This window comes from Pseudomonas sp. A (genome assembly GCF_056270345.1).
The window spans coordinates 3334764-3345799 of sequence record NZ_CM149873.1 but is presented as its reverse complement, the minus strand read 5'-3'; the positions used below and the strand labels follow the sequence as shown (position 1 = coordinate 3345799).

Annotated in this window: 12 protein-coding genes and 2 pseudogenes; 10 read left to right on the top strand and 4 right to left on the bottom strand. The window is 64.0% G+C overall.

Translation table 11 applies throughout. The features are described from left to right. Window positions 1–27 precede the first annotated feature (27 nt). Window positions 28–465, top strand: coding sequence for a carboxymuconolactone decarboxylase family protein (locus tag AC0MAZ_RS14910; RefSeq protein ID WP_050706207.1), 438 nt, complete (start codon window positions 28–30; stop codon window positions 463–465). Between the two features lie 4 nt (window positions 466–469). Here the strand turns inward: AC0MAZ_RS14910 and AC0MAZ_RS14905 are convergent. Continuing rightward, a pseudogene (locus AC0MAZ_RS14905) lies at window positions 470–787 on the bottom strand (LysR substrate-binding domain-containing protein); the annotation flags it as partial. Here AC0MAZ_RS14905 and AC0MAZ_RS14900 point away from each other — a divergent pair. Next, a pseudogene (locus tag AC0MAZ_RS14900) lies at window positions 776–913 on the top strand (NAD(P)H-dependent oxidoreductase); the annotation flags it as partial. The pseudogenes AC0MAZ_RS14905 and AC0MAZ_RS14900 overlap by 12 nt on opposite strands. A gap of 321 nt (window positions 914–1234) precedes the next feature. After that, window positions 1235–2260: an IS110 family RNA-guided transposase gene (locus AC0MAZ_RS14895; protein WP_475858338.1), complete on the top strand. Its 1026-nt coding sequence runs from the start codon at window positions 1235–1237 to the stop codon at window positions 2258–2260. Window positions 2261–2475: 215 nt separating this feature from the next. Here AC0MAZ_RS14895 and AC0MAZ_RS14890 read toward each other — a convergent pair whose 3' ends face one another. Beyond that, window positions 2476–2649 (bottom strand): hypothetical protein, encoded by a 174-nt coding sequence (locus tag AC0MAZ_RS14890; RefSeq protein ID WP_475858337.1) that lies wholly within the window; start codon window positions 2647–2649, stop codon window positions 2476–2478. Window positions 2650–2726: 77 nt separating this feature from the next. On the opposite strand from AC0MAZ_RS14890, the gene AC0MAZ_RS14885 reads away from it, so the two are divergent. From AC0MAZ_RS14885 to AC0MAZ_RS14860, 6 genes are all read left to right on the top strand, one after another. Continuing rightward, window positions 2727–3503, top strand: a complete 777-nt coding sequence (locus AC0MAZ_RS14885; RefSeq protein ID WP_475858336.1) for an ABC transporter substrate-binding protein — start codon at window positions 2727–2729, stop codon at window positions 3501–3503. A gap of 24 nt (window positions 3504–3527) precedes the next feature. Further along, window positions 3528–4217, top strand: a complete 690-nt coding sequence (locus tag AC0MAZ_RS14880; RefSeq protein ID WP_186735854.1) for an ABC transporter permease — start codon at window positions 3528–3530, stop codon at window positions 4215–4217. Window positions 4218–4229: 12 nt separating this feature from the next. After that, window positions 4230–4928, top strand: a complete 699-nt coding sequence (locus tag AC0MAZ_RS14875; protein ID WP_186714582.1) for an ABC transporter permease — start codon at window positions 4230–4232, stop codon at window positions 4926–4928. 9 nt (window positions 4929–4937) lie between these two features. Beyond that, window positions 4938–6050: a succinylglutamate desuccinylase/aspartoacylase family protein gene (locus AC0MAZ_RS14870; RefSeq protein WP_254465250.1), complete on the top strand. Its 1113-nt coding sequence runs from the start codon at window positions 4938–4940 to the stop codon at window positions 6048–6050. Between the two features lie 19 nt (window positions 6051–6069). Beyond that, window positions 6070–6834, top strand: coding sequence for an ABC transporter ATP-binding protein (locus AC0MAZ_RS14865; protein ID WP_232855360.1), 765 nt, complete (start codon window positions 6070–6072; stop codon window positions 6832–6834). Between the two features lie 78 nt (window positions 6835–6912). After that, window positions 6913–7818 (top strand): MurR/RpiR family transcriptional regulator, encoded by a 906-nt coding sequence (locus tag AC0MAZ_RS14860; RefSeq protein ID WP_234562298.1) that lies wholly within the window; start codon window positions 6913–6915, stop codon window positions 7816–7818. Between the two features lie 33 nt (window positions 7819–7851). Here AC0MAZ_RS14860 and AC0MAZ_RS14855 read toward each other — a convergent pair whose 3' ends face one another. Beyond that, the gene (locus tag AC0MAZ_RS14855; RefSeq protein WP_232855361.1) at window positions 7852–8784 is read right to left on the bottom strand and encodes a LysR family transcriptional regulator; all 933 of its coding nucleotides are present in this window, start codon (window positions 8782–8784) and stop codon (window positions 7852–7854) included. A 144-nt stretch (window positions 8785–8928) separates the two neighbouring features. Between AC0MAZ_RS14855 and AC0MAZ_RS14850 the strand changes: the two genes are divergently transcribed. Then, window positions 8929–10152 (top strand): MFS transporter, encoded by a 1224-nt coding sequence (locus AC0MAZ_RS14850; protein WP_475858334.1) that lies wholly within the window; start codon window positions 8929–8931, stop codon window positions 10150–10152. A 5-nt stretch (window positions 10153–10157) separates the two neighbouring features. On the opposite strand, the gene AC0MAZ_RS14845 is transcribed toward AC0MAZ_RS14850, so the two are convergent. Beyond that, complete coding sequence (locus AC0MAZ_RS14845) at window positions 10158–11030, bottom strand: MFS transporter (protein ID WP_475858332.1); 873 nt, start codon at window positions 11028–11030, stop codon at window positions 10158–10160. Window positions 11031–11036 lie beyond the last annotated feature (6 nt).

The following is an 11036-nucleotide window of genomic DNA, read 5'->3' as shown; positions in this document are numbered from 1 at the left end:
TTCCTCTTGTCGAACTGGAGCCTCACCATGCATGACCGTATCGAATGGGCCAAACACTCGCCGGAAGCCTACAAAGCCATGATCGGCCTCGAGCAGGCGCTGGTCGCCTCGGGCCTTGAGCATTCACTGCTCGAGCTGATCCGCCTGCGCGCCTCGCAGATCAATGGCTGCGCCTACTGCGTCAACATGCACGCCAACGATGCGCGCAAGGCTGGTGAAACCGAAGCACGCCTGCAGACCCTGAGCGTCTGGCGCGAGACCCGCTACTTCAGCGAGCGCGAGCGGGCGGCCCTGGCCTGGGTCGAAAGCCTGACCCGCCTGGCCGAGCGCGGCGCGCCGCAGGACGAGTACCAGGCGCTGCTGGAGCACTTCAGCGCCAAGGAGATTGCCAACCTGACCCTGGCCATCGCCACCATCAATGCCTGGAACCGCTTCGGCGTGGGCTTTGCCATGGTGCCGGCATAACAGCTCAAGGCGCCTGCAACGGTACCGCCCGGGCCAACTGTTCACGCAACCACTGATGCGCAGGATCGCGGTGCACCCGCTCCGGCCACAGCATCAGCATCTCGAAGCCCGGCACCACCAAGGGCGCCTCCACCACCCTGAGGGCCGGGTTCCCGGCCACCAGGCGCGGCGGCAGCATGGCCACCAGGTCGCTGTCGACCAGCATCGCCGCAAGCCCCGAGAAGCGCGGTACCGACAGCACCACATTGTGTGCCAGGCCCTGCTCGGCCAGGGCGTCGTCGGTGGGCCCCGTGAAACCTTCACCGTCGGGCGAGACGATGATTTGTGGCGTGATGCGCCCATCCCGTTCCGGCGGCAGAACGGTGGGGATTATGTGATTCCGGCGTTGACCCTGCGGCCAGAGCTTGCGCCTGGCCGGGATGGATTGGGCGTGCATGTTGCCGACTAGGCGGATACCAGGTGTCCGCCACAACCCTTGCAGCGCCTGTCAGATCGAGCGCCGCCCGCGCGGCGCATCGCGGCACAAGGCCGCTCCCACATCTGTTTCGGGCCAGTCAATCCTGTGCTCTTACCTGGTCCGCCTTGTTGGTCCGACGCAATTTCAGCGTGGGCATTACTGTCGCCTCACCTGTCTCAAGACATGCGCCAAGGCGGGCAACCATGGCCTGACAGGTTCGGCACGTTGCAACAAATAATGAAATGGCTACCCCCGCCCCACCCTGTGTCAGCCCTCTAAGCTTTCACAGGGTGCCTATCGGAGTGCAACGCCATGAACACTGTCGCCATCATCGCCATCGACCTGGGAAAGTTGAGCTTCCATGTACACGCTCAGGATGATCGGGGTCATGAGCTCTATCACCGCAGGTTCAACCGTGAGTCACTCATCCGCCACCTTGCCAATCTTGCGCCCTGCACGGTGGCGATGGAGGCCTGTGGTGGCTCTCATTTCATGGCGCGAGAGGTGACGAGACAGGGTCATACGCCCAAACTTATTCCCGCACAGTTCGTTCGCCCCTACGTGAAAAGCAACAAGAATGACTTTGCCGATGCTGCCGCTATCGGTGAGGCGGCAACCCGCGATCAGATGCGCTTCGTGCCTCCCAAAACCGAGGCCCAGCAGGCGCTGGCGATGCTCAATTCACTGCGCGACAGCTTCATCAGAGACCGTACTGCCACCATGAACCGCATCCACGCTTATTTGCTCGAGGTGGGGGTCAGTTTGGCACCCACCTTCAAGGCGGTCCGGGAGCTCCCCATTCTGCTGGACGACAGTACCTTCTCACCGTTGATCAAGAAGCTGTTGCTGGACCTACATGCCCACTTCCGCTATCTCGATGATCGGATCAAGGCTCTGGACAAGGAAGTGCATAGCCAGGCCGTTAGCGATGATCTTGCTTCCCGTTTGATGTCGATACCTTGTATTGGCCCGATCACCGCTACCGCCCTGGCTGCGGAATTGGGTGATGGTAAGCAGTTCCGCTGTGGGCGAAATTATTCAGCCTCCATAGGCCTGGTTCCCAGGCAGCACACGACAGGCGGCAAACCTTGCCTGGGGCGAATCAGCAAGCGGGGCGACGGCAATCAGCGACGACTGCTGATCCAGTGCGCGAGGGTCTATCTGATTGGGCTGGAGCGCAAAACCGGCAAGCTGGCGGACTGGGTACGTGGCTTGCTACGTGTTCACCACCCCAACCTGGTGGTGTGCGCTATCGCCAACAAACTGGCCCGAATCGCCTGGGCCATCACGGCACACCACAGCGAATTTAATGCAGGGTCAAGCGCCATGAACGCTTGACCCTGCAGACACACGAGTAACAACCCACCTGGTTTTGCGATGCTGCACACAGATGACGTGAACGGTATACCGGCCTGGCGATCAACCTGAGCTCCTACTCGGCTTCAGAAGCCGAACAAATATCTAGGCTCGTCGGGCGCGATTTTCATCGAGGCGCGGGACCAACCTCCCACACGACGCCGTATAGATTGACGCAAACCAAACTCACGCACATCTCAGTACAGTATTGCAGAAATGGGGGTAACCATAGATGTAGGAGCGGCCTTGTGCCGCGATGCGCCGCGCGGGCGGCGCTCGATCTCATAGGCGCCACAACCCTGTCGACGAACACCATCGACCACCGTTCTGACACATTTATTTTCACCATATTGATAAATGAAATATTTCATGTCATGTTCTTCTCCGTACCCAGGCCCCTCCCAAGCAAAGCCCTGGACGGTACGCCCCACCCACCGGAGTCAACAATATGAACAAGACAGGACTTCTCGGCGCGCTGGCACTCTGTGCCTGCAGCGCCTTCGCCCAGGCCGACGACGCCAGCCTGCGCATCGGCATCGAGGCCGCCTACCCGCCCTTCTCCTACCGCACCCCTGAAGGCGAGCTCGCCGGCTTCGACTACGACATCGGCAATGCCCTGTGCGCACAGATGCAGGTCAAGTGCCAGTGGGTGATCCAGGAGTTCGACGGCATGATCCCGTCGCTGAAGGTGCGCAAGATCGACGCGGTGCTGTCGTCGATGTCGATCACCGAGGATCGCTTGAAGTCGGTCGACTTCACCGACAAGTACTACCAGACCCCCGGCAAGTTCGCGATGAAGGCCGGCAGCCGGCTCGACACCCCGGCGGTGGACCTCAAGGGCCGCAAGGTCGGGGTGCAGCGCTCGTCCACCTATGACCGCTTCGCCACCGAGCAACTGGAGCCGGCGGGGGTCGAGATCGTGCGCTACGCCTCGCAGAACGAAGCCTTCCTCGACCTGGTGTCCGGGCGCCTGGATGCCACCCTCGCCGATATCGTCAACACCGAGGAGAGCTTCATCAAGACCCCGGCCGGCCAGGGCTTCGCCCTGGTCGGCCCGGACATCGCCGACCCGCACTACTTCGGCCGCGGCGCCGGCATCGCCGTGCGCAAGGGCGACAGCGCCAACCTGGCGCGGCTCAACGCCGCCATCGCCGCGATCCGCGCCAATGGCACCTACCAGCAGGTGCAGCGCAAGTACTTCCCGTTCGACATCTACGGCCAATAGCGCAGGCTGACGAGGGTTTTCATCATGCTTCACGGCTACGGATCGAGCATTCTCGATGGCGCCTGGCTGAGCATCCACCTGGCCCTGCTGGCGATGGCACTGGCCATCGGCCTGGGCCTGTTCGGTGCGGCCTGTCGCCTGTCCCCCCTGAAATGGCTGGCGGTACCGGGCGAGGTCTACACCACGGTGGTGCGCGGTATTCCCGACCTGGTCCTGATCCTGCTGGTGTTCTATGGCGGCCAGGACCTGGTCAACCGCCTGGCGCTGGCACTGGGTTACGAGCAGTACATCGACATCAATCCCTTCGTCGCCGGGGTCTGCACCTTGGGCTTCATCTTCGGTGCCTACCTCTCGGAGACCTTTCGCGGCGCCTTCCTGGCCATCCCCAAAGGCCAGGCCGAGGCCGGTATGGCCTACGGCATGAGCGCCCTGCAGGTGTTTGTGCGGATCAGCCTGCCACAGATGGTGCGCCTGGCGCTGCCGGGCTTCACCAACAACTGGCTGGTGCTGACCAAGTCCACCGCGCTGATCTCGGTGATAGGCCTGCAGGACATGATGTTCAAGGCCAAGAACGCCGCCGACGCCACCCACCAGCCGTTCACCTTCTTCCTCGCCGTGGCGGCGCTGTACCTGCTGCTGACCAGTGCCTCGCTGCTGCTGTTGCGCGGCGTGGAGAAACGTTACTCGGTCGGCTTCAAAGCCGCCGAGCTCTAGGGGATCTGCCCGATGACACTCGACTATCCGCTGATCTGGCAGAACCTGCCGTTGTACCTGAACGGCATCGCCCTGACCCTCAAGGTGCTGTTGATCTCGCTGGCTTGCGGCCTGGCCCTGGCGATCCCGCTGGGGTTGATGCGGGTCTCGCGCGCGTGCCTGCTGCGCTACCCCGCCTGGCTCTACACCTATGTGATCCGCGGCACGCCGATGCTGGTGCAGCTGTTCCTGATCTACTACGGGCTGGCCCAGTTCGAGGCGGTGCGCCAGAGCCCGTTGTGGCCCTACCTGTCCAGCGCCACGTTCTGCACCTGCCTGGCGTTCGCCATCAACACCAGCGCCTACAGCGCCGAGTTGCTGGCCGGGAGCCTGCGCGCCACGCCGCGTGGCGAGGTGGAGGCGGCCCGCGCCATGGGCATGTCGAGGCTGACGCTGTACAGGCGCATCCTGCTGCCCTCGGCCTTGCGCCGCACCTTGCCGCAGTACGGCAACGAGGTGCTGATGATGCTGCAGACCACCAGCCTGGCCTCGATCGTCACCCTGGTCGACATCACCGGCGCGGCAAAGACCTTCAATGCGCGCTACTACCTGCCGTTCGAGGCCTTCATCACCGCCGGGCTGATCTACCTGGTCCTGACCTTCCTGCTGGTGCGCCTGTTCAAGCTGGCCGAGCGCCACTGGCTGGCCTACCTCGCCCCCCGCAAGCACTAAGGAACTTCCATGCAGCACATCGACCATATCCTGCCCTGGAGCGCCTGCGGCACCCAACGCTCGCTGCGCGTGCTGCGCTTTGGCAGCGGCCCGCGCAAGGCCTATATCCAGGCCTCGTTGCACGCCGACGAGCTGCCGGGGATGCGCGTGGCCATCGAGCTCAAGCGCCGCCTGCTCGAACTCGAGGCGCAAGGCCGGCTGACTGCGGTGATCGAACTGGTGCCACTGGCCAACCCGATCGGCATCGGCCAGATGTTCCAGGCCACCCACCAGGGCCGTTTCGAGTTCAACAGCGGCAAGAATTTCAATCGCGATTTCCCAGCGCTGACCGAAGCGCTGGCCGCCCACCTGGAAGGCCGCCTGGGCAGCGATGGCCAGGCCAACGTGGCAACCATCCGCCGGGCCATGCTCGAGCTTCTTGACGAACTGCCCGCGCCCGACTCGGAGCTCGACGGCCTGCGCCGCCTGCTGCTGCGCCACGCCTGCGACGCCGACCTGGTGCTGGACCTGCACTGCGATTTCGAATCGGTGATGCTGCTGTACGCCATGCCGCAGCACTGGAGCCAGCTGCGCCCGCTCGCCGCCCGCCTCGGCGCGCAAGTGGCGCTGCTGGCCGAAGGCGCCGGTGGAGATGCCTTCGATGAAGCCTGCGCGGCGCCGTGGCTGCACCTGCGCGAATACTTCCCCGAGGCCGAGATTCCCCTGGCCTGCGTGGCGACCACCATCGAGTTGCGCGGCATGGCCGACACCGAACGCGAGCAGTGCCAGGCCAGCGCCGAGCAGATCCTCGGCTACCTCGCCGACCAGGGCCTGATCAGCGGGCCGTGGCCGGCCGCGCCGGAGCATTGCTGCCAACCCACGCCCTTCGCCGGTGCGCAGTATGCCTACGCCGAGCACCCGGGGGTGGTCAGCTACCTGCAGCCGCTGGGCGCGCAGGTGCGGGTCGGCGATCCGCTGTTCGAAGTGCTCGATCCGCTCAGCGACCGCCACAGCGTGGTCAGGGCCACCACCGACGGCATCCTCTATGCCCGCGAACGCCTGCGCTTCGCCCAGCCCGGCCTGTGGCTGGCCAAGGTCGCCGGCAGCACCTCCATCCGCCAAGGTCGCTTGCTCAGCGACTGACCCCTGCGAGTACCGACTGATGAACAAACTGCAAATCCACGACCTGCACAAAAGCTACGGCAACCACCAGGTGCTCAAGGGTGTTTCACTGCAGGCCGACGCCGGTGATGTGATCAGCATCATCGGCTCCAGCGGCTCGGGCAAGAGCACTTTCCTGCGCTGCATCAACCTGCTCGAGCAACCCAATGCCGGGCAGATCCTGGTCAACGGTGAACAGCTCAAGCTGCGCGAGTGCGCCCGCGGCGGGCTGCGCGCGGCAGACCCGCACCAACTGCAGCGCCTGCGCTCTCGGTTGAGCATGGTCTTCCAGCACTTCAACCTGTGGTCGCACATGAGCGCCCTGGACAACGTCATGGAAGCCCCGGTGCACGTGCTCGGCATCAACCGCAAGGAGGCCCGGGACAAGGCCGAGCACTACCTGGCCAAGGTCGGTGTCGGCCATCGCCGCGACGCCTACCCGGCGCACATGTCCGGTGGCGAGCAGCAACGGGTGGCGATTGCCCGGGCCCTGGCCATGGAGCCCGAGGTGATGCTGTTCGACGAGCCGACCTCGGCGCTCGACCCGGAGCTGGTCGGCGAGGTGCTCAAGGTCATGCAGGACCTGGCCCAGGAAGGCCGCACCATGGTCGTGGTCACCCACGAGATGGGCTTCGCCCGCGAGGTGTCCAACCAGCTGCTGTTCCTCCACCAGGGCCAGGCCGAGGAGCGCGGCGACCCACGCGAAGTGCTGGCCCGGCCGCAGTCCGAACGCCTGCGCCAGTTCCTCGCCGGCAGCCTGAAGTAAGCGCCAGGGCGCTCAACGGCTCCGCCGCCGGGCGCCTTGGGATACACTACCGGCAACTTTCAGGGAGCGTCGCGCCGGATGTCGAGCCATACCAAGAACACCACCGTCTACGCCTCCGCGGTCATGCGCAAGCTGTCGCAGAGCCTGGGCGAACTGCCGCCGTCCCTGCGCAAGGTCGCCGATTACATCCTGCGCCACCCGCTGAAGGCCGCGACCCTGACCATCGAGGAGATGGCCCAGGCCACCGCCACCTCACCGGCCGCGGTCAACCGCCTGGCCAAGGCCCTGGACCTGGGCGGCTACAGCGGCATGAAAGCCGAGCTGGTGGCGACCCTGCAACAGATGGTCTCGCCGGTGGACAAGCTGCGCAACGAACTGGCCCAGCGCCCGGGTGGCGAGTTCGGCCTGCATGAGCAGATCCAGAGCGCCAGCAGCAACCTGGCGACCACCGCCAGCAACAACCAGGCCGACGCCTTCGAGGCGTTCGTCGGCTGCCTGCTCGAGGCGCGCAAGGTCTATGTGCTGGGGTTCGGCAATAGTGTCTACCTGGCGGGCCTCGCCGCCTCGACCCTGGTGCCGTTCTGCAAGGACACCTGCGCCATCAGCATGGAAGGCGGCAACGAGAACGCCGCCTACCGCCTGGCCGCGATCACCGAACAGGACGTGCTGCTGGCCATCGCCCTGCCACGTTACTCCCAGGACACCCTGCAGCTGTCGCGCTTCGCCCATGAGCGCAAGGCCACCGTGCTGGCCATCACCGACTCCCCGGCCTCGCCGCTGGCGCCGCTGGCCCGTCACGTGCTGTATGCCACCGCCGATCATCCGGTGCTGACCAGCTCCAACATCGCCGTGCTGGCGTTGATCGAGGGCCTGGTGGCCGGGGTCATGGCGCGCAACAAGGAGGCGGTGAAACTGGCCACCGAACTCACCGAAAGCGTGATGTCGTATCTGCATGTGCCAGGTGACAAGTTCAGCAGAAAGTAGGTGCGCCAGACAGCTGGGTAGATCCCCGTGAATTTACTCCGCTCTCCCTGAGCAGCCTTCGGCACTCAATCGGGGCAACAGGTAATCGAGCAACGCCCGTACCTTGGGCAACCCCTCCCGCCTTTTCAGCCAGACCAGATTCATCGGCAATCCCTGCGAGGTGAGCTGCGGCAACACCTCGACCAGCGTGCCGCACTCGATATGCGTTCGGGTCAGCCAGGTCGGCAGCTGGCCAATGCCCAGGCCCGCCAGGACCGTGTCGAGCATGCCTTCGCCATCGCCGATGGCCAGGTGTGGCTGGACGATCCGCTGCCTGATCTCGCCCGGCAACCCACCGCCCAGGTACCACGGCGTGACCAGACCTGCGGCCTCGCCATAGCCGATGCACAGGTGGCGCTCCAGGGCTTGCTCGTCCTGTGGCGTGCCATGTTGCGCCAGGTAGTCGGGCGAAGCGCAGAACGCCAGGCGCTGGGCACCGAAATACCGGTGCCCCAGGGCCGCAGGCCAGGCTTGCGCGCCGCCGATGCGCACCAGGATGTCCACGCCCTCCTGCACCGGGTCGATGTAGCGGTCGGAAAACGACACATGCGGTTGCAACCGCGGATGCGCCCGGGTGAACGCCACGATCAGCGGCAACACATGCAGTCGGCCAAAGGCGGCCGGCAGATCGATGCGTACCTTGCCGTGGGGGGTGTCGCTTTCGGCGAAGATGGCCTGCTCGGCCTCTTCCAGATCGGCCAGCACGCTGGTGCAGGTCTTGTAGAACAGCGCGCCCGCCTCGGTCAGCGACAGCCTGCGGGTAGTGCGGTTGAACAATCGTGCCCCCAGGCGCGCCTCCAGCCGCGCCACCCCCTTGCTTACCGCCGAGCCACTGAGGCTCAGGCGCCCGGCGGCAGCGCTGAAGCTGCCCATCTCGGCCACCGCGACGAAGACGTCGATTCCCTTCAACCGTTCGGATGCGTACATCAGCCACTCCATTGATGACGAAAATTCCGCTACCGGCGGAATTTATCGCCCAGATCAATCCTGGGTTCTCCAATAGGCTACGGCAAAAAGCAAGGTGGGCCCAAGCGTCTACCTGCCCCCTTCACCTGCCCAGGGACCTGGACCATGACCATTGAAACGCAACCTGCACAGCACACGGAAACCGGCCGCTTGCTACCGGTGGCCACCGCGGTGTTCCTCGGCCTGATGACCATGGGCATGCCGCTGGCCAGCGTGCCGCTGTGGGTCCATGGGCAGTTGGGCTACGGCATGCTCATGGTGGGGTGCGTCATGGGCGTCGAGTCGCTGGCCACCCTGCTCACCCGTCATTTCGCCGGGACCGCCGCGGATCGTCGCGGCCCGAAACGGGCGGTGGTTCTGGGTCTGCTGGGCAGCGCGGTCTCCGGCCTCTGCTACCTGCTGGCCGCGCAACTGCAGGACACCCCTGCGGCCAGCCTGGCGGCCGTCATCGCCGGGCGAATCGCCATGGGCTTTGCCCAGAGCCTGCTGTTTACCGGTGGCAGTACCTGGCCGATCGCCCTGTTCGGCGCAGAGCAGGCCGGCAAGGCGCTGTCCTGGATCGGCATCGCCATGTTCGCCGGCATCGCCTGCGGCGCGGCGGTGGCAGCGCAGCTGGGTGAAGTCGCAAGCTTTGCCTGGGTGTCGGCGGTGACGGCGATCATTCCGCTGTTCGGCCTGCTCGTTGCACTGCGCACGCCGGCGGCCCGCCTCGTCCACGCGTCGGGCGCGTCGATGCCCCTGGCGGCGCTGCTGGCCCGGATCTGGCGCCCCGGCCTGGTGTTCGCGCTGGCAACCGTGGGCTATGTGTCGGTGTCGTCGTTCATCACCCTTACCTACGCACACCATCAGTGGAACGGCGCCGGCTATGCCCTCGCGGCGTTCGGCGCCGGTTACGTCTGCGCCCGCCTGTTGTTCGGCGCTCGGGTGGACAGCACTGCGGGGCCGGACATGGCCTTGTCGATGCTGGCCATTGAGGCCATCGGCCAGTTGCTGCTGTGGCTGGCGGCGAGCCCCGCCCAGGCGATGCTGGGGGCGGCACTGAGCGGCTTCGGTGTGTCGATGATCTATCCCTTGCTGGCGCTGGTAGCGCTGCGTGCGGTGCCATTGCACAGCCTGGGGCTGGCCATCGGTTTCTATGACGCCTGCTTCGATATTTCCATCGGCCTGACGGCACCGCTGGCCGGCCTGCTCGCCCGCCAGCAGGGGGTACCCGCGGTATTCCTGATCGGCGTGCTGGCCTCGCTGGTGGCGATGCTGGCCGCGCTTTGCGCCTATCGTCACGTGGTCGATGGTCCCCGGGGCAGTTGCTCGCGCAACCACCCGGCTTGACCCCTCTACTGCCACTCGCTGGACAGATTGGGCGGCAAAGATTCCTCGACGGAACGACTGATTTCCAACGGGATACAGTCCTGTTGCGGAAACTCATCTGGAATTGTCACAGGCTGCAACCACGAGGCCTTCTTGTCAGCGTTCCAGCCCACACGTTCCTCGAGCTTGGGCGCTATAAGCACCTTACTTCGTTGCGCATCCGTATAGACAACAAGCTCGTCACTTGCAACTCCCTTGCAACTGTTCCTTGCATTGAAGTCAGCAAAATGCGCAATCCGATAGATGGAGTTACGACTCTGCTCTTCATCATTAATCCAAGCGTGGATCATCAGTGCAAAAAAAAGCTGTGCCGCCGCACTGATTATGATAGTTACAATAATCGCAACACCATCCCTGGAGCCTGAAAAACTATCGCGCCCCAGCCAAGCGACTATAATCAGGAGCACAGAAATTGCCACAACAAACCAAAAAAACATCCCAAGCGTCTGAAGCGCGGTCACCGCCAACAACGTCATCGGGAAAACCGAAGCATCCACATGAAATATGTCATTGATGGCGATGGCCGCATTGGATTTCGCCAAGAACGCCACATACGAAAAAATCGCCAGCCAGGCCACGAGTGACGCACGCAGTTCTACCAGGTTTCTCAGGACGGTCGTTTCCAATGTCGCGATGAAAACATAGACTCCCAAGAACACGAACACTGCCATCAGACCAAAACCAAGATCCGGATGCCCTTCGTTAACCGACATGAATGCAGCGAAAAGACTCAGAGCGGCAATACAGGAGATCACCAATAAGATGCGCCTGATTACACTAATTTTTCGCCCCTCGAAATCAATATTATCAGCCCGTAGAGCTCTTTCGATTTTTTCCATGGCGTT